This is a genomic window from Fluviicola taffensis DSM 16823 (assembly GCF_943372375.1).
GTDB classification, from domain to species: domain Bacteria; phylum Bacteroidota; class Bacteroidia; order Flavobacteriales_D; family Crocinitomicaceae; genus Fluviicola; species Fluviicola taffensis_A.
Genome location: NZ_CALRYJ010000004.1, coordinates 148,905 through 172,097 on the forward strand (window position 1 = coordinate 148,905; position 23,193 = coordinate 172,097).

A 23,193-nucleotide genomic window follows, 5' to 3' on the forward strand; every position below is an offset into this window, starting at 1 on the left:
TAACACGATCGTGTTATTCTTAATCCGTGTAACGAACGTCTTTCCGATAGGGGATTTTCTCTATTTTCCGAACCTCGATGGTTACATGTCCGAATTCTTCCGAAACCTTACCGTAAATGGCATAAACACCTTTTCCGCGGAATGGATACCTCAAGGCAATATCCTGAAATTGAACCGTATCCAACTGATCACCTTCCATATCGAACAAGGTTCCGAAATGCACAATCTGGTTTTTAGCACTCACAATTCGTTTCACTGTTATCAAATATCCATACGTTACAATCTCCCGATTCACATGATCCATCAGGTTTCTCGCCAAGACATGGTCACTTGGCTTTTCTTCCAGGATATCGAACGGATTACATAGCGGAAACTCCAACAACTCCATGTGCTCAAAAGCTTCTTCAAAATCGGTTTCTTTCAATTCCGGAAACACAAATTCGCGGCGTTCCTGTAAAAACAATTGTGGCTGAGCTGCTGATTTCACCAACACTTTCTGAAAATTCAAATGCGCATTCCACATCAGTTCCTTTTTTGGAATCCCGAATGAACGAAGTGCCCCGACCCGAATCAATAACAGCAATTGTTCCAGTGGAAGCACAATCCGTTGCAACAGATCGTTGAATCCGATGAATTCACCACCCGAATTCCGTTCCTGAACCAATCCCCGGAGATGCTTCAATTCAATCCCCGCAATATGCTGGAATCCCAGATAAATACTTGTTCCCTGAATGATCGTTTCCGCGTTACTATGATTGATACACGGAGCTTCAACGACTGCTCCTAGTTTTTTAGCTTCCAAAACATACACTTCTGTCCGGTAAAATCCTCCGAAATTATTGATTGTCGCAACCATGTACTCCAGCGGATAATATGCTTTCAGATACAAGCATTGGTAACTCTCCACAGCATAGGAAGCCGAATGTCCTTTGGAAAAAGCATACCCCGCAAAGCTTTCAATCTGGCGCCAGATTTCCAAAATATCCTTTTCAGAATGTCCCCGCTGTCTTGAATTTTCAAAAAACTTCGTCCGAACCAATAAAAATTCATCGCGGGATCTGAATTTACCGGACATTCCTCTTCTCAACACATCCGACTCCGCCAAGTCCAATCCACCAAACTGATTCGCCACCTTGATCACATCTTCCTGGTAAACCATCACCCCATAAGTATCGGGCATGATATCCAATAAAACCGGGTGTGCTTCCTTGATGCGTTCCGGGTTCCGATGCCTTAAAATATACTCCCGCATCATTCCTGAAGAAGCCACACCTGGTCGGATAATTGAACTTGCAGCAACCAATTCCAAATACGTATTGGTTCGCAACTTGATCATCAGCATGCGCATTCCCGGGGATTCGACATAAAAACAACCGATCGCTTTTGCTTCCCGCAATAGTCTGTTGATCTTGTCGTCCACAATAAATCTGCGCACATCGTGAATGTCGTGAGGAGGACAAGCAGGTTGGTTGTAGGCAATAATATCCAAAGTGTCCCGGATTTTCCCCAAGCCTCTTTGTGAAAGGATATCAAACTTATACAAGCCCACATCTTCTGCTTCAATCATGGAAAATTGAGTGGTCTTATACCCTTTCGAAGTCAGAAATGTGGAGGTAAAATAATTGATCGGTTTTTCGCTGATAATCATTCCTCCTGCGTGAACACTCAGATGAGAGGGAAGTCCGGCAATCAGTCCGCTATATTTCAAAACCAACTCCTGGATCGGGTCATTCTTCCGCAATCCGTGTTTATCCCCCGAAAGCACATCGATATCTGTCTTTGGCAAACCGAACACTTTCCCCAATTCGCGGATAGTGGCTTTGTATTGAAAAGTATTGTAAGTACAAATGAGTGCCGTATTCTCAAACCGGTCAAACATATATTGCATGACATCATCCCGATCCCGCCAGGAGAAATCAATGTCAAAATCGGGAGGGTTCTGCCGGTACAAATTGATGAAGCGTTCGAAATACAGATCCAATTCAAGCGGATCGACATCCGTAATTCCCAATAAATAGGCGACCAGACTATTCGCTCCGCTTCCCCTTCCAACGTAGTAATAACCTTTCGATTTCGCATAGGAAATAATGTCCCACGCAATCAAAAAGTAGGTGATGTAATTTTTTTCATCTATGACTTTGATTTCCTTGTCAATGCGTTGTTGGATTTCCGGCGTATTGATATCATAGCGATGCTTCAGGCCTTCTTCACAAAGCGAGCGGACAAGTTTCAGGTCATTTTCCCTGGAATCACCATAGAAAGCCAAATTCTGGGATGTTGCCTGAGGTGCGAATTCAAATTCAATGGAACATTGTTTCAGGAGCTCTTCCGAACGAAGCACCAGATCTCCAAACTCTTCATAGCTATGCAATAAGTTTGTCCGTAATAAAAACAGTGCATCTTCCCTACTTTGATCTTCAGGAGCCAATCTGGAAAGCAGTACGTTCTGATCAATTGCCCGCAGCAGACGGTGCGTATTGAAATCGCGCTTTGAACGGAATGTCATGGATGGAAGCGCCACATATTTATCCGAATTCCTAGATTTATTCATCCGAAAACGGTTTAACTGATGGGCAGCCACTCCTATAAATTCATGTGATTCCAAGCTTTCCGGCTCTTTTCCCCAAGGATAAAAAACCAGACAATTCTCAAATTTCGGGGCTTTACCCGGAAAAGGAGTTTCTTCGTGTGTGTATTTGCTCAGGAACCGGTTTATTTCCATAAATCCGTCATTGTTCTTAGCCAAAACCACGTAACAACCCGAAATTCCATTCCGAAAATCAACTCCGACAACGGGAATGCGATTGTTTTCCTTACTGTATCGCACAAAGTTCAAAACTCCGGAAGTGTTATTGATATCGGTCAAAGCAATCCGTTCATATCCGGCATTCATTCCCCATTGAACCAATTCTTCCGGATTGACCATTCCATATTTTAAGCTGTAACACGAATGATTGTTTAACATCTTTATACTAATTACGAATGCCGAATTCCTAATTACGAATTGACGGCATGTAGTTAAGGCATTTATAACTGTTTCAATAAAACCAAATTCCTGATGTCACCCTTACTGTACCTTCTCTCTTGATCCGGCAGTAGATGTGACATCAGAAATCCGATTCCAATCAAATCATTTCCCTCCATTCATCTGCGCTATAGGTGGGAGGTGTAGATGGTAGGTTAGGCACTCTGAACAGAGGGAAACGATTGATCTGATTTGTGTTTTATTCTTTTAACTATTCCTGTTTGAAAATCACCCCCTCCGCCCGGTTAGGTTCAGTGGTAGACGAAGGGAATGATTTCCGTGATCCGGGTTGGTTAGGGTTTACTCGTTAATACTATTTTTATAAAGTGCTTCTCCATGCAGCTCAAAACCTATTTGTTTTCGGATATTCGATAATTCCGTTCCCATTTTTCTTGTTTTCAGCAAAAATGTTAGACAATCCGGTTTGCAACTACTACTGGAGTTTCTCCCCTAAAAGGATTGAAATGTCCGATACTCTTCACGCGCATTCCTACAGCTCTTTGGATTGCCCGTTCTCCAAAGCGCTCCCGAATGTCGTCCATCGAATGATACAAGGTTGCCAATCGCGACCCTTCATCAAACAAACGCATCTGATAATTTCCATGAACCAACTCACTCATTCGCACTCCGACCAAACGCACCAGGAGACGTCGGTTGTGCAGTTTCTCAAACAAATCCATCACGATTGGAATAATCTCATGATCTGCCGCCGAATAGGGAATCCGATGCTGTAAGGTTTTCGTTTGAAAGTCGGAATAGCGAATCTTTACCGTCACACAAGCACATACTTTCTTCCCTTTCCGCAGCTGAAACACCAGGTTCTCCGCCAAGGCGAAAACAATGGCTCGCAACCGGACGACATCAATCGTATCCTGTTCAAAGGTGCGTTCACTGGAAATCGATTTCCGTTCGCTGTATTGGATCACCGGACTCGTATCAATTCCCTGCGCTTTTTTCCAAATGGCGATTCCATTTTGTCCGAGCACACTTTCAAGCATTTCAACCGGCATCTGCTGAATGGTTCCTATCCGTTTCACTCCCAAACTGCAGAGCATCTGGTAGGTTTTCAATCCGACCATGGGGATTTTCTGCACTGAAAGCGGGTTCAGGAACAATTTCTCCGACCCATCGATGATATTCATCTGATTATTGGGTTTCGCTTCTCCTGTCGCGATTTTCGAAACCGTTTTGTTCACTGACATTCCAAAGGAAATCGGCAATCCTGTTTCATGCATGATCTTTTGGCGCAATTCTCCTGCATATTTGTAGCATCCGAAGAAACGGTCCATTCCGGAAAGATCCATGTAGAATTCATCAATGGACGATTTTTCCACCAGCGGAACTGCTTCCTGAATAATATCCGTCACCATCCGTGAATACTTGGTATAGTTCGCCGAATTCCCACTGATAACAATGGCTTCCGGGCAGCGTTCTTTTGCTATCTTCATTGGCATGGCGGAATGGATTCCAAATCTTCGGGCTTCGTAACTGCAACTCGCAACTACTCCACGGTCGGATGATCCACCGATTAAAATCGGCAATCCGTTTAGGCGGCTATCTTCCAAGCGTTCACAGGAGACAAAAAAGGTATCTAAATCCATGTGAACGATACTGCGTTGTTGTTCGTTCATGTCTCGTATTTTTAAAATTTACGACTGCATAACGTTTCCGAACAAGATAAAGCGAAGCTTTTGATACTAATCAGCTGTAGCTGATCAGCACGAAAAGAGTCATCTCAAATTACATTCAAACTATTTTATTACTTTTAATTCCGGTTTCAAAGGTAGTATTTTGATTATATTTAAATCTAAAACTGATTAATATTTAATCAACAGTGCAAATATACTTATCAACCACGTAAAAGATTTACGAACAACTATTCTTTTCCAATTTTTATTAAAAACAAATTGAAAGATGAATCATTCGTAGATTTTCCATACCTTTTAGTGAAACAAACGCTTTATGAAACAGTTCCTTTTTTTGATGATTCTCTTATTTGGAAAATTCGCTTATGCGGACGGACTGGATGAAATCCGGATTTATGTGAATCAGAAACTGGTTGCAACCACGTACGAGGGTGCTTCTCAAACATTGGAATTGAATGTTTCCGTAGGAGACACCCTCAAGTTTGAGATTTCGACTGATTGGGGAGGAACGGAACATGCTTCCATCAGTGTATTCGAGCATCAGAGCAGTGAAAAAATCCAAGAATTGACGCGAACTGTTACCGAAGTTAATTTTTGGCAGGTGGTAACTCCGGGACTATTGGACAGTGAAATGCTGTATGTTTTCAATTTCAATCCACAGGTGAATCGAACGTGGAAATTTGCACGGATTGTTTTGAAGAGAAAGGAATAAGAGAAATATATTTACACGTTCAATTAATCAGCAATCAACCTACAAATTGTCATGAAAAAATTCCTTCTAAGGACAATAAGCATCCTTATTATACTATACGTTTTAGGAGTCATCCTTTTGTATTTCTTTCAGGAAAACCTGATCTTTTCTCCTCAAAAACTGAATAAAGCTTTTCAATTTGAATTCGACCAGAAATTCGAAGAAAAGAATATTAAAACAACAGATGGAACGATCTTAAGCGGGGTTCTATTTAAAGTTCCGGATTCAAAAGGATTGATTTTCTACTTACACGGAAACTCAGGCTCTATCAATTCATGTGGAATCGTTGCAGAGACATTCACGGCACTAAATTATGACGTTTTCATGTTAGACTATAGAGGCTACGGAAAAAGCCCCGGATCAATTATTGGAGAAGAACAAACCCATAAAGATGTTCAATCAGCTTATAATGAAATGAAGAACATCTATCCGGAAGACAAAATATGCGTTTTGGGCTACTCGATCGGAACAGGATTCGCTTCCAAGTTGGCTTCCGAAAACAATCCGAAATTACTGATCCTTCATGCACCCTATTATAATATGACAGATTTGATGCGTCATAAATATCCAATCGCCCCGACTTTCATTCTGAAATATAAATTGAAAACAAACGAGTATCTGAAGGAATGCAAAATGCCGGTGGTTATTTTTCATGGAGATAAGGACCATGGCATTTATTACGGTTCATCTCTTAAACTGAAAAAGGAATTCAAATCGCAAGACACTTTGATCACTCTCCATGGACAAGGTCATAATGGAATTATTAAGGATGAAGTGTATCAACAGTTGATTCCGAAATTGCTAAACCGAAAAAGCAAATAGACACATGTCTATCCGTCTATGGCAATCAAATTATTTGACAATAGCCGGAATCAGGTAATTCTGAATGATCGCATCCACCTGGGAATGTCCATAAGGCTTGTTATAAGCTGTTGCGGTTATCACAATAACCCAAGGCTGGTCTTTGAACACCATGATCTTATTTCCTCCGTTTCCACTGCAATAGTAAACTTCGTAATCCTTCCCATTCACCTGATAGGTCTTATTCCAAAACAGGTAACCGTAGTATTCATTTTTTGAAATGGTCATTTGATGTGAAAGGCTTTTTTCAACCCACTCTTTTGGTAAAATCTGTTGTCCATTCCAACTTCCCTGATTCTGGTAAAGCTGACCGTATTTTGCAAAATCCAAAGAGCGCAGTTGGATACCTCCAGCGGTATTGGCTACTTTTTGAGGTGTCAACTGCCATTTGTAGTTGGTAATTCCTAGTGGCTGAAACAAGTTTTTAGCGGAATATTGCTCCAAACCGTTCGGAACTGATTGATGAACAACATCTCCCAAAACAACAACTCCCGCTGTAAAATACTCCCATCTTTTCGCTGCTAATTTTGTTTCATCTACCGGAAGATTTAAAGTGAAATCGACCCAGTTTGCCGTTGGATACATGTTTTCTTCGGTTCCCGGAGATTGTGGATCTGTATCCAAACCAGTGAGGACTGAGCTCATGGTCAACAGATCCTTGAGTGAAATACTATCCTTTTCCGGTGAATAATTTTGGTACTTCTTCAAATCGTAAAATGCATTCAATTGTTTCATTTCACTTTGAATATACCCATCCCGAATGGCAATCCCCATCAAAGTCGATGCAAAAGTTTTTCCAACAGAGCGCATATCGTGAAGTGCATTTCTTTTAGCACCATTGAAGTATTCCTCCAACAACAGTTTCCCGTCCTTAATCACCACAATACTCGTAATATCCTTGTAGCTCTGTGTTCCTATTTTTTTATTGAGAGCTTCAATTTTCGCCGTATCGATGTGATCCGTTGAGATCGACCAATCTTTCAAAGGCTTGATCGCTTGAATTCGGACCAATTTTTCATCGATTTTCACTTCCGGAACCACTACCTTGATTTGTCCTTCTGCAAGGAGTTTTCCAACGACAACTTCTGTCAACTTCAAATAAGGTCTGATCTCTATTCTAAGCGCATGTTCTCCGCTAGACAATGCATCCTGACCGCCATTCATTAAAAACCGATTCCATAGAAACACTCCCCAGGAATCTTCGTTGGAAGAGCTGATTAACGGAACCCGAAAAACTGTTCTCTGATTTTTGCTTTCAGCACTCCCCGCTCCGGCATTCAGATTCTCTTCGTATATTTTGATGTTATCAACCAGGAAGGTGAATTGGTAGTTTCCATTTTTCACCAACTCATCAGCAGTCGATTCGGGTGAAAGCGTGTGTAAATAGTTCGTTAATGAATTCCCCATAAAAACCCGGATGTTCAAATCGGTTTTCTTTTTCAATTCAAAACTCGTTAGAAAGTCAGATTCCTTAAATTTTTCAATGGGAATGGTATTTCCCATAAAAGTGATCTTCCCGATGTTATTTTGATGAACCGGATAAGTGATTGAGTCACTTTTTACCAAATTTGAAAGCTGACCAAATGAAATATTACCCGTAAAAAGCAGTAATAAAAAGAATAGTTGTTTTGTCATGATTACCGCTGAGTATTTAGTGGAGGTTTAAAATTAAGTAAACGGATTGAAATAGTCGTAATTCTGCCGCTCCTGCTCTAAGAATTATTTATCTTTAATAAAACAAAACTGGAAAGCCATCACAATCAATAGAAATAAATCAGTCTATGCTAAAAAAAGTATCCCTTCTTCAACTTTTCTTTTTTGCATTACTATTAGTTGGTGTACTTCTTTTCCAAAGTCACTTAAAACTAAAACCTCAAGCTTTTCTTCTTTTCCTTGGTTGAATAACCGTTCTTTCGTTTCGCTTAAATGAACCCCAAGGGGCAACTGTCCTTTTCTATCTCCTTCTGGGAATCATATTCGCCCAAAACATTTTTATTCTATTGGAATGGCTGAGAAACTTTTTGAATCCTTCTACAACCAAGCCAGTAATGGATTTAGGAGGATTAGTCAGCGTGTTCCTAACAATCATCTTTACTCCAATAAGTATTGTTTTGTATCATAAATCTGTAAAAAGATCCGTTAATACGGAACAGGTGGTTTCTTGGGGGTATTGTTTTGTCACTTTATTCCTGTTGATCAAAGAATTCCTATAATTCATTCCAACAAAAAAGGCGACTCTTACGAATCGCCTTTCCTATTGATAAAGTGTATTTTCGATTTTTATTTTTTCACAGAGTCAACTACAGCTTTGAACGCCTCAGGGTGGTTCATTGCTAAGTCAGCTAAAACTTTACGGTTCAATTCGACACCGCTTTTGTTTACAGCTCCCATGAATTGAGAATAGCTCATTCCGTGTAAACGTGCACCAGCGTTGATACGCGTGATCCACAATGAGCGGAAGTTTCTTTTCTTTTGCTTACGACCTTCGTAAGCATAATTCAATCCTTTTTCAATAGCATTTTTTGCTACTGTCCAAACATTTTTTCTACGGCCGTAGTATCCTTTGGCCAACTTCATAAAGTTCTTTCTGCGAGCTCTTGAAGCAACGTGATTTACCGATCTTGGCATAACTTTTTCGTTTTTAACAAGGAGTGTCAGTCAGCTGACTGATCTTAGGTACTCATTATTTGGTTAACAATACCGCTCCGTAAACAAATACCTCGTATTGAATCGGAGCTTAAATTTACAAAGTGAAGCGTTCCGCGTTAGCAGACCTGCTTTACTTCATATTCAACATTAATTTAACGTTAGACAAATCTGATTGGTGAACCAAACCTGCGTGAGTCAAATTACGTTTTTGCTTCTTGGTTTTTTTCGTAAGAATGTGGCTTTTGAAAGCGTGTTTTCTCTTGATCTTACCAGACCCAGTTACAGTGAATCTCTTCTTTGCACTGGATGTTGTTTTCATTTTTGGCATTTTTCTCTTTTTTTAAAAAATGAACACTTTATCAAATCTATAATTCAAAATTCAAAAGGCAAAATTCAAAAAATCTAATCCTTTTTGCATTTTGAATTTTTAATTTTTACTTTTTCTTAGGGTTGATCATTACAATCATTCTCTTCCCTTCGAGTTTTGGCATTTGCTCCAATGTTCCCAAATCAGCTAATTCCTGAACAAATTTCAACAATAGAATTTCACCTCTATCTTTAAAGACAATTGTTCTACCACGGAAAAACACGTATGCCTTTACTTTTGAACCTTCTTCCAAGAACTTACGAGCATGTGTCAATTTGAATTGAAAATCATGATCGTCGGTATTCGGACCAAAACGAATTTCTTTCAAAATAACTTTGCTTTGCTTCGCTTTTAATTCCTTTTGTTTTCTTTTCTGGTTATATAAGAATTTACGGTAATCCATAATCTTACAAACCGGAGGAACGGCATTTGGAGAGATTTCAACCAAATCCAAGTCTTGTTCTTCAGCCAATTGCAAAGCTGCAGCTAAAGATAATACTTGTGGTTCTTCTCCCTCAACAACTAAACGAATTTCACGAGCGGTGATCTTGCCGTTTATTTTGTGTTCGTCGTTATTTTCTTTTCTTACTGGTTTTCTACTGTCTTTTCTCATTCAGTTAATTAAACATTTGTCGACAATTCTTTTTCTATCGCTTGGTTTACTATACTTGCGAAAGCATCTATTGTCATTGAACCTTTATCTCCTTCACTACGCTGTCTTACAGATACTTGCTTCTCTTCAGCTTCTTTCTCTCCAACAACTAACATGAATGGGATTTTTTTCAGTTCCGCCTCACGTATTTTCTTGCCTATCTTTTCGTTACGGTCATCAACGAAGCCGCGAATATCGGAATTATTTAGCAATTCTAAAACATCTTTCGCATATTCATTGTATTTATCACTAATCGGTAGGATTGCAACCTGGTCTGTTGCCAACCACAATGGGAAGTCTCCTGCACAATGTTCCAACAACACGGCAACAAAACGCTCCATTGATCCGAATGGTGCACGGTGAATCATCACCGGACGGTGTTTTTGATTATCTGCACCTGTGTATTCCAACTCAAAACGCTCCGGTAAATTGTAATCCACCTGAATTGTTCCCAATTGCCACTCTCTTCCCAATGCATCCTGAACCATGAAATCCAATTTCGGTCCGTAGAATGCAGCTTCTCCTAACTCAACAATTGTCGGAAGGTTTTTCTCTGCTGCAGCTTCTATGATTGCACTTTCAGCTTTCGCCCAATTCTCATCCGAACCGATGTATTTGGTAGGATTCTCAGGGTCACGCAGTGAAATCTGAGCTTTGAAATTCTGGAAATCGAGTGTTTTAAAAATATACAACACCAGATCAATCACTTTCTTGAACTCTTCCTTTACCTGATCCTGTGTACAGAAAATATGCGCATCATCCTGAGTAAATCCACGAACACGTGTCAATCCATGCAACTCACCACTTTGCTCATAGCGATACACTGTTCCGAACTCTGCAAAACGAGCCGGCAAATCCTTATAAGAACGTGGTTTGCTTTTAAAAATCTCACAGTGATGCGGACAATTCATTGGTTTCAACAAGAATTCCTCGTCCGGATCCGGAGTTTTAATTGCCTGGAACGAATCTGCTCCGTATTTCTCGTAGTGACCGGAAGTCACATACAATTCCTTATTACCGATATGCGGAGTGATTACTTGTTCGTAACCAGCTTTCTTTTGGGCTTTCTTTAGGAAATTCTCCAAACGCTCACGCAATGCAGCTCCTTTCGGCAACCACAAAGGCAAACCTTGACCTACTTTCTGCGAGAAAGTAAACAATTCCAATTCTTTCCCCAATTTACGGTGGTCACGACGTTTCGCCTCTTCCACTTTCTCCAGGTACTCAGTCAACTCAGCTTGTTTCGGGAATGTAATTCCATAAACACGCGTCAATTGCTTGTTTTTCTCGTCACCGCGCCAATAAGCACCGGCAATCGACATCAACTTCACTGCCTTGATAAATCCGGTATCCGGGATATGAGGTCCGCGACACAAATCGGTAAAATTACCTTGTGTATAGAATGTAATGGAACCGTCAGGTAAATCCTGAATCAACTCCAACTTATACGGATCTTCTTTTTCCGTGAAATAAGCCAATGCATCTGCTTTCGAAACCTCTTTACGTACGTATGGGTTCTTTAGCTTTGCAAGCTCCTTCATTTTTTGTTCGATTTTATCCAGATCTTCTTCCTTGAAAGAATAATCCATAAAATCTACATCGTAGTAATATCCGTTTGTAATCGGAGGTCCGATTGCCAACTTGATTCCCGGGTAATAAAACTCCAGTGCTTCCGCCATTAAGTGAGCTGAAGAGTGCCACATGGTCGATTTCCCTTCCACATCATTCCAGGTCAATAACTGCAATGAGCAATCACTGGTCAACGGACGGGTTGCGTCAATTACCACGTTATCCACTTTGGCCGCCAATACGTTACGTGCCAATCCTTCAGAAATGCTAAGAGCAACATCCAATGCTGTTGCTCCTGCGTCGTATTGTCTAACTGATCCATCAGGAAGAGTTACATTAATCATCACTTATAAAATTTAGTGTAAAAATAGGCTTTATCTATCAAAAAAGCCTCATTTCTACAATTTATGATTCAATTCCGTATACTAAAACTATTCCCTCGTTTGCCACTTTTCCGGAACTGATGGCATACTCGATATGAATATTTCTCAAACGGTCTGCGTCGGGGTTTTTCGCCTGATATAGGTCATTCAATTCAGAGGTGCTGAATTTCAAGTTTTTACCCTGCGCCTTTTTAAATTCCCTGATCAATATTCTTTCTTTTACATCAGGAGCCGCATCGTAGATCTTAATGGTCAAAGGAACACTGCATTTTTTAGTGCTGATTGCGAATTTATATTCATCCAAAAGGAACGTATAAACCTCAATGTTCTTGATCTGCTTCGACGAACGCACGCTGTAGTAGGTGATTTTGGAACCTTCGTAACGCGTCCCTTTGATCATTTCCTTACATTCCTGCTTCAAGGTGCTCATTTGAGCTTCCAGTTCACTTTCTCCTCCTCCGGATACCAATCCGATCCATAAAAAACAGGCAACAAGTGGAAGGGTTAACTTAAATAGCTTTATCATAAAAAATTATTTTCCTGGTTTAACAATATTCGCACGTACCATTTTCACTTCCTTTGCCAAAGCCTGGTATTCTTCTTCAGTCAATTCCGGTGTTTCAACATTGATGTTTTTTGAAACTTTCTTCACGGAAGCCATATTTTCATACGTTTTCAAAATACCTTCATATAGCTTGATCACTTCCTTCAGGCGAGCGTCTTCCTGTGCCGGGTGACTTTTGAATCCTTTAATGATGTTTTTAAGCAAACTCATCTGTTCAACCAATGATTTCCCAATGTCGCTTTTAGTAGTCGTATTATCAACTCCCAAATACAATCCTTCGATCCAGGCACCTGCAAATTGGATAGCTCCCAGATACTTCAAATCATTGTTTTCCATGTATACATCTGATTTATCCTGAATATCATAAATCAAATCCTCCAACGCTTCCACGTTTCCAAGGTCTTTATCAAATTTCGCAATCAATTCTTTATCTGAAAAAACACTCTCCAACCCCACTTTCGAACCTATTTTTTGGACAACCACCAAATATTCACGAGCTTCCTGAGTTTTTGAGTTGATGGCGCAATACGCCAAATCCGTAGAATAAACTCCCAGGTTTAATAATTGGTCCACTTTCACAGCGTACTTATCTGCATTCGTACCCGGATTTGTTTTGCCACCAACGTACTTCAAACCTGCGCTTTGAAATGCTTTTGCAAGACTTATCGGTTGAGGTAATACATAATCATCTTCAGAAGATTCATCTGACCCATCAACGGTTTCAATAGTAGCGGTCTCCATCTTTTCCGACTCACCACCTCCACATGATGCTAAGGCTAAGGAAAGTGCAATAGCAGGCACGAAATAATTCAGTTTCAACATAATTTGGTTTGTAAAGTTTTGATTGTAAAGAAACAAAGAAAAATTAATTTGAGATGTCATCTATCGAAGATTTTATTAGATTCGTCTATATTGTTAAACCCACTATACGCAAAATGCCACTATTACCAATCTCGCTGGGATTCATTCTTGGTATCCTGATTTCATTTATTTCCGACGGAAATTCGGGTTTTGTCGGACTAATCCTTACTTCCATTTTTGTCATCTGCATACTAGGTTTAATTTTCAACTCCTTATTCAGATCAAATTCTTTCCCCAAGAGCATCACCGTTGCCGCTTTTAGTTTCTTTTTCATGCTTCTGGGATTTGGCAAATTGGAGCTGGTAAAGGAATCGGTATCCAACTATCAAGATCTTTCAAATCAGGTTAATTTCGGAACAGTTTTCAAAAGTAAACTCTCCGAATCCGGATACCAGACCATTCATCTTTCTTTGGAAAAAACCAGTAATGGAAGGCAGCAAACCACAGCCTGCGGAAACATTACCCTGACACTTGACACGCTGGAAAGCCGCTATGAGATTGGTGATCTTGTCGCTTTCAAAACCGAATTGGAACCTTTCCGGAATGAAACCAACCCCGGAAGTTTCGATGCGGAATATTATTATGGAACACATCATTATGTCGGAAGAGCATTTATCGCATCCAATTGCATTTCAAAAATCGGTACACATCAAAATTTGTCCATCTTCTTTTCGAAGTGGCAAAATCAGATCGGCGACAACATGAAATCCTGGCTGCCTGAATCCGTATCAGGAATCGGAGTGGCACTCTTGCTTGGAAACAAGGCGGATATTGACCAGGAAGTCCTGGATTCTTTTTCAAACACGGGAGCAATGCACGTTTTGGCAGTTTCCGGCTTGCATGTGGGAATCATCCTGATCATTTTCCAATACATATTGGGTTTCTTCAGTAGATGGATTTCAAAAAAACAAGCTATCCTGTTTTCCGTGGTTCTCATTTGGGGATTCGGACTGCTCAGCGGCGCTTCTCCTTCGGTCATTCGGGCGGTTGTGATGTTCAGCATCCTGGCTCTCGGACAGATTCTTAGTCGGAAAAACAATGGAATGAATAACCTGATCCTTTCCGCCATTGTATTATTGATGTATGATCCTTATTACCTGTTTGATATCGGCTTTCAATTATCCTACGTTGCATTGATCGGAATCCTGTTGTTTCAAACACCTATTTACAAACTCATTCCGGTGAAACAGAAGTGGCTGGATTGGATCTGGAAAGGAAGCGCTGTCGGAATTGCAGCTACGATTGCAACAACTCCATTCATGCTCTACTGGTTCCATCAATTCCCGAATTACTTTTTACTTTCCAATGTCGTGGTGATGTTACTCGGATTTATCGTACTGCTCTTCCTGATCATTCTCATTTTCACCGCCTGGATTCCTTATTTCAACATGCTCATTATCTTTTTGACTGTCATTTCGCTTCAAGCCCTGGTCATTGGCATTCAAATCGTGGACCAAATTCCGGGAGGAGTTTCCAGCGGATTCGACCTGAACTTTTTCCAATTCCTGATCATCGGAGCGATCATGGGATATTGTTCGTACAAGCTATTCATCAAACAAACTGTTCCGAAATTTGCTTTGATCGGATTTTGTCTGTGCCTGATTTTCATCTCGTGGAAAAGGGAACTTAAATTTGAAAAAAATGAACTTCAAATCTTTTCGAGCAAATCGTTTTGCGGCATCATCCAATACAAGGGAAGAGTCCTCACTTTTTTCGAAAACACTCCGAAAAACAAGCAGATGCTGCAGACTCTCAAAAATGCCGTCCGCGATTCGGGATTGAATCTAAGTCAGTCTGTCATTCTGAAATCAAGCAATCAGATCCGGTTGGACGATCAGGAAATAGCATTTGTCAAAGAGGAAAACGGTTGGAGAGTAAATCTGGATACACTTCAATTTCATTATCAAATGAGTGGAACACCTGAGAAAAAGCATCCCAAGGAATTATTGTCCCAACGACTGCAGCATTCCTTATACAAAGACGAGAAGATCAAACCGTTTTGCATTTCGATTAATTGAAAATTGATAAATGGAGAAAGGCTGCCTTCGACTACGCTCAGTCACCTTTCACAAAAGCGAGAAGTATTAATTGAAAAGGTCATTGAGCGGAGTCGAAATGCTTTTCAATTAATTCAGCGGCATAAAGAACAAATCGTACCTTCTGGTTACCAAGACATTTTTATCGCTGATGGAAGCTGCCTCCACTATATAAACATCCTGCTTTAAGTCCGTATTGTATTCTTTCTTGAAGGAATAAGTGTAATCTGCAGTTTTGAAATTCGGGATTTCATTTTTCATTTGAAGTGCTGCCAACTTGAGAACTATTCCCTGAGCTGCTGTACTTTTGGATTCACTAGCAAAACGCATCACCAGGAATACATTATTCAGAAAACGTTCCTTTTCTTCTCCCTGCAAGCTGAATTCCTTGTTTTTCATGGTGGAGTAAAACGTCAGGTCGTCATTGGAAGTATATCCCAAATCCCGTGTCAACCATTCTTCCTTCATGTATTTCTCTGCCCAAAGCTGATTGGATATTCCTGTTTGGAATTCATCGATGAAGTCCATTTTCCGAAGAACATTCCGGTTGTTCAAAAAACATTGTGCGATAATGAACTCACAGGTTGAATCATGAACGAGTTCAAACCAATGCGTTTCCATATACAATACTTCCGTCGTATCCGAAAGCAGCATCATTTTCTGATTCTCGATCAACGGATCGATTTCCTTGGTCGAAAGTCCGCTTTTACTCATCCGGTATTTCACCTCGAAAAGTGAATCCAGTCGTTGATATGATTGCGGTTTCACAACAACCGATTCACCATAGGTCAAAGCCACGTACTTTTTGTTCACTACCGCAAAATCACTTCCCAATTGCTCTTCCAATTTTTCCTTCCGGGTTTTCGCCAAATCTTCCAGGCTCGGTCCGGGAATGTATTTCAATCCACAGGAAGTAATCAAGATAAGAACCAATGAAAAAGAGGCAAAACGACTTAGAAAGTTTATTCCTGACATATTATGAGTTTATATTACCAAAAATAACGAATTTTGACTCGTGAAATTGAGCTACTGTGTACTTCTAACTTTTATTCTGATTTCATTTTCTTTCCTAGCACAAAAAACGATCTCTGGAAAGCGAACAAATCATGCAATCACCCTGGACGGAATGATTCTGGAGGTGGCTTGGGATGAAGCAGAAACAGCAGGCGATTTCATCAATAACTACCCGAATCCTGGAGTTGCAAGCTCCTTCAAAAGTGAAGTGAAATTTTTGTACGATGACCAATACATCTACATTGGAGCGAAACTGTTCGACCAGCGGCCGGATTCCATCATTGCCTTTTTATCCGAACGTGATGATTATGGAAATGCCGATTGGTTTGGCGTTTATATCGATCCTTATGGCGCCGGACAAAATGCTTTTAGTTTCTATGTGACAGCCGCCGGAACCGAATTAGATGCTATTATCAATCAAACGAACGAGGATTTTTCCTGGAATTCTGTTTGGCGAAGTAAAGTAAATCGCATTGCTGAAGGTTGGAGTATTGAAATTCGGATTCCTTTGACTCAATTGCGTTTCCCTAAAGAATTGATTCAAAATTGGCGAATTAATTACATAAGAAATATCCGAAGAAATAGAGAAATGTCCTATTGGTCGGAAGTAGATCCGCAACAATACGGTGAAATTGCTCAGAGTGGTTACATCAAAGGAATCGAGAATCTGGGTTCACCGCTTCGACTTTCCTTTTCACCTTATTCCACCATTTATTTGGAAGATAGTTACGATGAGAATAAGCAGCGGCAAGATTGGGGTTTTAGACCTAGATTTGGAATGGATATGAAACTTGGTTTGAGTGAATCGTTCACTTTAGACGCTACTTTAATTCCCGATTTTGGACAAACAGTTTCAGACCGATTGGTTCTCAATCTTTCACCTTTTGAAGTGCGCTATCCGGAAAACAGACCTTTCTTTTTGGAAGGAATGGATTTATTTGGAATTGGAGACTTATTTTACTCGCGAAGAATCGGTGCAGAAAGCTACTTGAAATACGAAGCAATTGATTCTGCCTCGAAAGATCCAAACAATCGCATTACTTCAGTTCCGGACAGAGCCCAATTGGTCAATGCCTTAAAGATTTCAGGGCGCACAAAAGGTGGATTGGGAATCGGAGTATTCAATGCTATTGAGAACAAATCGTTTTTACATTACGAAGATTCAATGGGGAATGGCAGCAAAATCCTTGCTCATCCGGTATCCAATTACAATGTCCTTGTTTTATCTCAAAACTTGAAGAACAACGCCAATGTTTCTTTTTTAAATACGAATGTTTTTCGTCCGGAAATCAATCTCATTTCAAATGTTAGTACGCTGGAAGGACTTGTGTTTAATAAAACAAAAGTTTATAGCATTTCAGCAAATACAAAGGTTTCAATTAATTCAACAGGGAATTCAGTAACACTTGGCCGCTCATCTTATCTTAGTTTTAGTAAAGTAAAAGGCGTCAATCAGTTTAATATCGATTATTACGATTCAGACAACAATTACAATTCAAACGAATTAGGCTTTTTACCCCGAAACAATTTCCTGGGTTTTTATGGAAAATACAAATGGACAGGATACAAGGCAACCAAAAGGTTATTGCGCAGAAATTTCTCGGCAGAAAGCACACTTGAATACTTGTACAAACCCACCAAATTGGGATACTGGTCCATTAACACGGAATACATTGTCACCACCAAAAAATTCCTTTCCACAGGTGTTTCTCTAAATTATTATCCTTTGGGTGAAACCGATTTCTTTGAATCGCGCGTATTCGGAATCCCTGTTCATTTCCCTGCATCCTTCCAGTATGGCGGTTTTTATTCGAGTGATTACTCCAAACGTTTTGCATTGGATTTTTATGCCTATCACCGCATCTTCGACCGGAAAGGCATGTCGAATGTGGATCTGAATATCAGTCCGCGGATCCGGATTGCACCCAAGGTTTTCACGGTATTGAGCTCAACGGTTACCCATTATTTCCACAACTTCGGATATGTTCGTGTAACGGATACGAATTATACCGACCAGATCACCTTGGGAAATCGTGAACGCTGGATCGTCACCAACTCCATTGCTTTGGATTACACTTTCACTAAGACCTTTCGGTTAAAACTGCGATTCAACCATTATTGGCAGGAGGTTTCGTATAAATCTTTCATGAAATTGCACGACGACGGAAGCTACAGCGCCTCTTCCTACACCGGATTGGATTCTTTAGGTCGAAGTTACCACAACACCAGTTTCAATGCCTTTACAGTGGATTTTGACCTGCGTTGGGTGATTTATCCCGGAAGTGAAATCCGCTTCGTCTGGAAGTACAATATCTATGCTTCGAAAAACGGATTGGACTACGGTTACTTCAACACCTTCCGCAATCTGTTCGATAATCCCTATCTAAATTCTTTTTCAGTGAAAGGGTTGTTCTATATCGATGCGGGGAAGTGGTTCCGAAAGAAAAGCGTCTGACTTTGAAACAATCCTAAAATGCACGCAGATTAGCAGATTTTCGCTGATTTCTTGAGTTTTAGTCATAGCACTTCAAAAGAATCCACGATCATATTAATCATTCATTTACAATAAGTTAAATATAATTTTCTAAAAAATCAATAGTTCGATTTTTCTTTTTTATTCCTAGTTTCAATCTAGGACAGAAAACGAAATATCCTATAAAATTAGAGGAGCCATTTTTGAAATTTACAATACTGTTGGTCCCGGACTATTGGAAAGTGCTTATGAAGCAGCCTTATATTATGAACTTAAAGAAGCCGGATTAAAAGTTGAACACCAGTTAAAGTTGCCATTTCAATACAAGGATGTAAAACTAGAAGTTGGTTATAAACTTGACTTAATTGTAGAGGATAAAGTAATAGTTGAGATTAAATCAGTAACTGATTTTTCCGCTGTACATTTTAAACAATTAACAACTTATCTTAAATTGACAAAAGTAAAACTTGGACTATTAGTTAATTTCAATGCTTCAAATATGAGGGAAGGAATTGCTAGAGTAGCAAACAACATCTAATTACTAATTATCTGCGAAAATCTGCGAATCTGCGTGCTGAATAATATGGGATTATCTTTGGCTCTTCGAGTTCACCAAATAAACTCCTCCGACAATCACGATCATCCCTAAAAATTGGGAAATGTGAAAAGATTCATGATTTAAAAACACACCTAGAATTACCGCTACGATTGGGATCATATACGTTACCGAACTTGCAAACATAGGTGATTTCAATGCAATGATCTGATTGAATAACAACAAAGCCAGACAGGTTCCGAAAACACTCAAAATACTGATATAGCCCAAGGCTTCAAATGCATGCTCGTTGGTTTTAAGGACACTTGAGGTATCCAGGTATAGCGTTACGATCCAAGCTGGAATTGCCAAAAAGGTGAAGGATAAGGACGCAATCTCCAGCGATTTGAATTCACTGAGTTTGTATTTGATGGTATTCAAACTGGTCGCATACATGACCGTTGCCAGTAGAATCGCTCCGACATGCAGGAGGGAAATTTCAATCGGAGCATTATTCAGAATTCCGACGAGGATACAGATTCCTCCAAAAGCCACAGTCAACCCAATGACCTGTTTCAATCGGATCTGTTGCTTGAAGAACAGGTAACCTAAAATCAGTGTGAAAAACGGTGTGAAGCTATTCAGCATCCCTGCCAATCCGGAGGATAATTTGGTCTCAGCAAAGGTGAACAGAAATGCAGGAAAGAAGTTTCCGCAAGTACCAACAAGTAACAAATAAAAGACCTGTTTCCAATTCTTGATCTTTCGAAGGTTCATCAATCCGAAAGGAAGCATCACCAAACCGGCGATTGCCATCCGGAGAGCACCTACCTGGGAGTCGGAAAAAATGTGACCTCCAACCTCATCGTACATTCCCCGTTTCATCAGGATAAAGGAACTGCCCCAAATAAGGGCTAAAATCAATAAGAAAAGCCAGCTTCGTAAATCCTTACTCATTGGAAGAGCTTTCGATTTCTTGTTTATTAGATGAGGTTTCAACATAAGCTTTTCGTGCATTCCCCATTCGAAGACGGATTGCAATTAAAGAAGGCAAACCGATGTGAATCAATACGAACAAGACATACCCGATCGGTTTCAATTCAAAATGAGTGGGGAATTTGCCATTTGCTATAGTCTTGTCCAATCCAAAACCAAAATAATAGCTTAAAGCCACTTTTGATTCCACCTGGAAATGAACCAATTCATAATCGTAGTGGAAAATCCCGTCATACATCGGAATCGGAATAAAAACGCATAAAATCAGCAATAGTAATCCAACCAGAAATCCAAATAAAAGAGGTTTTTTCAATAATTTTCTCATGAATGCTATTTTGCTTGTTAACTATTCTTTTGCAGAGACAAGACTACCAGAGGCAAGAGTCAAGATGTTTTTGGTCTTGACTCTCCAAGTCTTGACTCTTTCAGGTCTATTTTAGAGCTTTAAATCCTTCTGAAAAGAATACCCTGTCGCGATTCACGCGTTCTTCCAAAACGGCTTTGAATTCTCCGTACTTTCCTTCCGGAATGCAGTTTATAGGAAAAGAAAGTTGCAAATCCTCGATATATTCGAAGTACAGGGTCTGTTGATGTGTCTCCACCCTTCTCAGTCCGGAAAAGAACAGCAAGCGAACTTCTCGGTCCGCAACAACCACTGCCTTATGTGTAATCCCAACCCGGAACCACGATTGCGCTATGGCAAGGAAAGCAAATTGGTCCAAAAACATGATTCCGTAAACAACTGCTATCGGCCAGGCTTCCATCGTAAGTAAAAGCACAGTAATCATGGAGAAAAGCGCTATTAGTCCCTCAATGACCAAAAACAAGCGAACCTGTTTTTTCCGTTCAGATGAAACAGGTGTGCTCCATAAGAACCGTTCGGGTTTTCGCGTCATCGAAACACCAACCCAACGACTTACCGATCTTCGGATAATGAGCAGCAATAAAAAGGTTGCTACTCCTACAAAAACGTGGAACCTGTATGGAAAATCCGCAATCACAAGATTTAAAAAACGGATATCAAACGCTACACAAATGATAAAGGCAAATGCAGGAAAAGAGAAGAATATCAGTAAAATGTTTATGGAGCGATTCATCTATTATTGGATCATTTTAATCTTTGCTTTCAACTCTTCGATCTTACGTTGAGCTGCAGCAATTTTCGCTTCCACGTCTTTCTTTAACAAATCTGCACCTTTTGATTTCGCGAAGAAACCAAGGTTGTTCTCAAATTGCAAAATATCCGATTTCAGCTTGTTTATTTTATCATGCAAGTCGTATTTTTCTCTTGCCATTGCTCTATCCGCATTTGGATCAGCCTTCATAGTGTCCAGACGAGCTTGGAACAAGATCTTTTCTTGCTCGGCACCTTCCAATTTCAATTTTTTATAATGCCCGTCCAAAGCTTCTTTGTATGCATTGAAAACACGGTCTTTCTCTTTCATTGGAACATGACCGATCTCATTGAATTCGGTTGCAAAACCTTTCAACAAGTTCAATGCTTCTTTTTTATCTTCCGGAATAACGGCCGCTTTTACGCGATCGATCAATTCCAATTTCTTGGTCAGGTTTCCTTCAAACTCCTTGTCTTTCGAACTGAAATGGGTTTGTTTCGCTTCAAAGAAATGGTCACAGGCAGCACGGAATTCCTTCCACAACTTCTGTTCAAATCGTTGACCGGCACTTCCCAAAGCTTTCCAGTCTTTTTGAATGGTCAGAATCTGATCTGTCGTTTTTTTCCACTCGGTTGAATCTTTGATTTCTTCCAGCTTATCAACCAATTGTTGTTTCTTCGCTGCTACCTCATCAAACTTCCCTCGAATGGAATCAAAGAACGTTTTCTTCTTTGCAAAGAACTCGTCACATGCTGCACGGAACTCTTTCCAAACGTCTTCGTTTTCCTTGCGCGGTCCAAAACCGATTTTCTTCCAATCTTCCTGCAAAGCCAAAAGGCTTGCCGTTGCAGTGTCCCACTCTTTTGTATTCTCAGAGGCGAAATCTTTCACCAATTCAATAGCCTTGTTTGCAATCTCCTTTTTCAATTCCAGGTTTGCAGCCAATTCAGTGCGTTTCTCATCATAAAAGACCTGAATACGTGCGTAAATTGCTCTCACCGCATCCCAATAAGAATTCTTCAGGGTCTCCCAAGCATCGTTTCCAACAGGACCTGTTTCGTCCCATTCGTTTTGAAGTGTCTTGATTGCCTGCTCAACGTCTTTCAGGTTTTCCACTTTGGATAATTCCTGAATTCTGCGGATTACATCCAACTTCAGTTGGTGATTGCGATGCAGGTCATGCTCGCGTAATTCACGATAAATCTTGATATGATAAAAGAAGGTTTCAAGCAATCTCGAATATTCCGATTGGATATCCTGACGCTTTTCACGGGGAATATCCCCTACTTCTTTCCAGGCATCGTGAATCTCTTTGTATGCAGTCATTGCCGCACCGATATTCTCTTCTTTCTCTACGACATCTTTCAGTCGTTCGAGAAGCGCTTTCTTACGACGCAAGTTCGATTCTTCCGCTTCCTTTTTCGCTTTTTGCAAACCACTTTTGCGATCACGGAATTCATTGTACAGTTGATAAAACTCTTCTCGTATGGCATCATCCGTTTTTTCCGCAACCGGCTCACCCTTTTCCTGGGCTTCCAGTTGTTTAATTTGGAACTGACGATCCTCCTCCAGAACTACATCTTCAAATTGATTACGTAATTCACTCACTTCACGCGCTACAGCCAATGCATCTTCATGCTGCACGAGATTTTTTAACGACTCTAATAAACTTGCCTTTTCCATGATAAAGCTTTT

At 40.2% G+C, this 23,193-nt stretch carries 19 protein-coding genes; 5 read left to right on the forward strand and 14 right to left on the reverse strand.

What is annotated here, in order from left to right; genetic code table 11:
- Nucleotides 1-19: 19 nt before the first annotated feature.
- Together dnaE and dinB are read right to left on the reverse strand one after the other, a co-directional pair.
- On the reverse strand, nt 20-2,965 hold the full coding sequence (gene dnaE / locus AAG807_RS08020; protein ID WP_341902184.1) for a DNA polymerase III subunit alpha: 2,946 nt from the start codon (nt 2,963-2,965) through the stop codon (nt 20-22).
- Nucleotides 2,966-3,435: 470 nt separating this feature from the next.
- Nucleotides 3,436-4,656 carry a DNA polymerase IV gene (dinB, locus tag AAG807_RS08025; protein ID WP_341902186.1) on the reverse strand — a complete coding sequence of 407 codons (1,221 nt, stop codon included), beginning with the start codon at nt 4,654-4,656 and terminating at the stop codon, nt 3,436-3,438.
- 331 nt (nt 4,657-4,987) lie between these two features.
- On the opposite strand from dinB, the gene AAG807_RS08030 reads away from it, so the two are divergent.
- Together AAG807_RS08030 and AAG807_RS08035 are read left to right on the forward strand one after the other, a co-directional pair.
- Nucleotides 4,988-5,383 carry a hypothetical protein gene (locus AAG807_RS08030; protein WP_341902188.1) on the forward strand — a complete coding sequence of 132 codons (396 nt, stop codon included), beginning with the start codon at nt 4,988-4,990 and terminating at the stop codon, nt 5,381-5,383.
- Nucleotides 5,384-5,434: 51 nt separating this feature from the next.
- The gene (locus AAG807_RS08035) at nt 5,435-6,244 is read left to right on the forward strand and encodes an alpha/beta fold hydrolase (RefSeq protein WP_341902190.1); all 810 of its coding nucleotides are present in this window, start codon (nt 5,435-5,437) and stop codon (nt 6,242-6,244) included.
- Nucleotides 6,245-6,274: 30 nt separating this feature from the next.
- Here AAG807_RS08035 and AAG807_RS08040 read toward each other — a convergent pair whose 3' ends face one another.
- The 7 genes from AAG807_RS08040 to AAG807_RS08070 form a co-directional block, all read right to left on the reverse strand.
- Nucleotides 6,275-7,918 carry a serine hydrolase gene (locus AAG807_RS08040; protein WP_341902191.1) on the reverse strand — a complete coding sequence of 548 codons (1,644 nt, stop codon included), beginning with the start codon at nt 7,916-7,918 and terminating at the stop codon, nt 6,275-6,277.
- A 645-nt stretch (nt 7,919-8,563) separates the two neighbouring features.
- On the reverse strand, nt 8,564-8,911 hold the full coding sequence (gene rplT, locus AAG807_RS08045; protein ID WP_294859496.1) for a 50S ribosomal protein L20: 348 nt from the start codon (nt 8,909-8,911) through the stop codon (nt 8,564-8,566).
- A gap of 151 nt (nt 8,912-9,062) precedes the next feature.
- On the reverse strand, nt 9,063-9,260 hold the full coding sequence (rpmI, locus tag AAG807_RS08050) for a 50S ribosomal protein L35 (protein ID WP_294859497.1): 198 nt from the start codon (nt 9,258-9,260) through the stop codon (nt 9,063-9,065).
- 106 nt (nt 9,261-9,366) lie between these two features.
- On the reverse strand, nt 9,367-9,912 hold the full coding sequence (infC, locus tag AAG807_RS08055; protein ID WP_341902195.1) for a translation initiation factor IF-3: 546 nt from the start codon (nt 9,910-9,912) through the stop codon (nt 9,367-9,369).
- A gap of 8 nt (nt 9,913-9,920) precedes the next feature.
- Entirely contained in the window at nt 9,921-11,864 is a 1,944-nt protein-coding gene (gene thrS / locus AAG807_RS08060; RefSeq protein WP_341902197.1) for a threonine--tRNA ligase, read from the reverse strand.
- A 61-nt stretch (nt 11,865-11,925) separates the two neighbouring features.
- Nucleotides 11,926-12,429 (reverse strand): hypothetical protein, encoded by a 504-nt coding sequence (locus AAG807_RS08065; RefSeq protein WP_341902199.1) that lies wholly within the window; start codon nt 12,427-12,429, stop codon nt 11,926-11,928.
- A gap of 6 nt (nt 12,430-12,435) precedes the next feature.
- Nucleotides 12,436-13,290, reverse strand: coding sequence for a hypothetical protein (locus AAG807_RS08070; protein ID WP_341902200.1), 855 nt, complete (start codon nt 13,288-13,290; stop codon nt 12,436-12,438).
- Between the two features lie 113 nt (nt 13,291-13,403).
- Here AAG807_RS08070 and AAG807_RS08075 point away from each other — a divergent pair, with 113 nt between their 5' ends.
- On the forward strand, nt 13,404-15,347 hold the full coding sequence (locus AAG807_RS08075) for a ComEC/Rec2 family competence protein (protein ID WP_341902201.1): 1,944 nt from the start codon (nt 13,404-13,406) through the stop codon (nt 15,345-15,347).
- Nucleotides 15,348-15,455: 108 nt separating this feature from the next.
- Here AAG807_RS08075 and AAG807_RS08080 read toward each other — a convergent pair whose 3' ends face one another.
- Nucleotides 15,456-16,340: a hypothetical protein gene (locus tag AAG807_RS08080; RefSeq protein ID WP_341902203.1), complete on the reverse strand. Its 885-nt coding sequence runs from the start codon at nt 16,338-16,340 to the stop codon at nt 15,456-15,458.
- A 40-nt stretch (nt 16,341-16,380) separates the two neighbouring features.
- On the opposite strand from AAG807_RS08080, the gene AAG807_RS08085 reads away from it, so the two are divergent.
- Nucleotides 16,381-18,834: a DUF5916 domain-containing protein gene (locus tag AAG807_RS08085; RefSeq protein WP_341902205.1), complete on the forward strand. Its 2,454-nt coding sequence runs from the start codon at nt 16,381-16,383 to the stop codon at nt 18,832-18,834.
- Nucleotides 18,835-19,027: 193 nt separating this feature from the next.
- The gene (locus AAG807_RS08090; RefSeq protein ID WP_341902527.1) at nt 19,028-19,390 is read left to right on the forward strand and encodes a GxxExxY protein; all 363 of its coding nucleotides are present in this window, start codon (nt 19,028-19,030) and stop codon (nt 19,388-19,390) included.
- A gap of 51 nt (nt 19,391-19,441) precedes the next feature.
- Here AAG807_RS08090 and AAG807_RS08095 read toward each other — a convergent pair whose 3' ends face one another.
- From AAG807_RS08095 to AAG807_RS08110, 4 genes are all read right to left on the reverse strand, one after another.
- Nucleotides 19,442-20,344: an EamA family transporter gene (locus AAG807_RS08095; protein WP_341902207.1), complete on the reverse strand. Its 903-nt coding sequence runs from the start codon at nt 20,342-20,344 to the stop codon at nt 19,442-19,444.
- The gene (locus AAG807_RS08100; protein WP_341902209.1) at nt 20,337-20,708 is read right to left on the reverse strand and encodes a hypothetical protein; all 372 of its coding nucleotides are present in this window, start codon (nt 20,706-20,708) and stop codon (nt 20,337-20,339) included. Before AAG807_RS08100 ends, AAG807_RS08095 begins: the two co-directional genes overlap by 8 nt.
- A gap of 106 nt (nt 20,709-20,814) precedes the next feature.
- The gene (locus tag AAG807_RS08105; protein ID WP_341902211.1) at nt 20,815-21,480 is read right to left on the reverse strand and encodes a hypothetical protein; all 666 of its coding nucleotides are present in this window, start codon (nt 21,478-21,480) and stop codon (nt 20,815-20,817) included.
- 3 nt (nt 21,481-21,483) lie between these two features.
- On the reverse strand, nt 21,484-23,181 hold the full coding sequence (locus AAG807_RS08110; RefSeq protein ID WP_341902213.1) for a DUF349 domain-containing protein: 1,698 nt from the start codon (nt 23,179-23,181) through the stop codon (nt 21,484-21,486).
- Nucleotides 23,182-23,193: the final 12 nt, after the last annotated feature.

Coding starts and splice junctions, on each gene's coding strand:
- AAG807_RS08075 (WP_341902201.1), top strand. CDS start 13,404: ATGCCACTATTACCAATCTCGCTGGGATTCATTCTTGGTATCCTGATT.
- AAG807_RS08080 (WP_341902203.1), bottom strand. CDS start 16,340: ATGTCAGGAATAAACTTTCTAAGTCGTTTTGCCTCTTTTTCATTGGTT.
- thrS (WP_341902197.1), bottom strand. CDS start 11,864: ATGATTAATGTAACTCTTCCTGATGGATCAGTTAGACAATACGACGCA.
- AAG807_RS08095 (WP_341902207.1), bottom strand. CDS start 20,344: ATGAGTAAGGATTTACGAAGCTGGCTTTTCTTATTGATTTTAGCCCTT.
- AAG807_RS08065 (WP_341902199.1), bottom strand. CDS start 12,429: ATGATAAAGCTATTTAAGTTAACCCTTCCACTTGTTGCCTGTTTTTTA.
- AAG807_RS08105 (WP_341902211.1), bottom strand. CDS start 21,480: ATGAATCGCTCCATAAACATTTTACTGATATTCTTCTCTTTTCCTGCA.
- AAG807_RS08030 (WP_341902188.1), top strand. CDS start 4,988: ATGAAACAGTTCCTTTTTTTGATGATTCTCTTATTTGGAAAATTCGCT.
- AAG807_RS08040 (WP_341902191.1), bottom strand. CDS start 7,918: ATGACAAAACAACTATTCTTTTTATTACTGCTTTTTACGGGTAATATT.
- AAG807_RS08110 (WP_341902213.1), bottom strand. CDS start 23,181: ATGGAAAAGGCAAGTTTATTAGAGTCGTTAAAAAATCTCGTGCAGCAT.
- AAG807_RS08035 (WP_341902190.1), top strand. CDS start 5,435: ATGAAAAAATTCCTTCTAAGGACAATAAGCATCCTTATTATACTATAC.
- rplT (WP_294859496.1), bottom strand. CDS start 8,911: ATGCCAAGATCGGTAAATCACGTTGCTTCAAGAGCTCGCAGAAAGAAC.
- dinB (WP_341902186.1), bottom strand. CDS start 4,656: ATGAACGAACAACAACGCAGTATCGTTCACATGGATTTAGATACCTTT.
- infC (WP_341902195.1), bottom strand. CDS start 9,912: ATGAGAAAAGACAGTAGAAAACCAGTAAGAAAAGAAAATAACGACGAA.
- AAG807_RS08100 (WP_341902209.1), bottom strand. CDS start 20,708: ATGAGAAAATTATTGAAAAAACCTCTTTTATTTGGATTTCTGGTTGGA.
- AAG807_RS08070 (WP_341902200.1), bottom strand. CDS start 13,290: ATGTTGAAACTGAATTATTTCGTGCCTGCTATTGCACTTTCCTTAGCC.
- rpmI (WP_294859497.1), bottom strand. CDS start 9,260: ATGCCAAAAATGAAAACAACATCCAGTGCAAAGAAGAGATTCACTGTA.
- dnaE (WP_341902184.1), bottom strand. CDS start 2,965: ATGTTAAACAATCATTCGTGTTACAGCTTAAAATATGGAATGGTCAAT.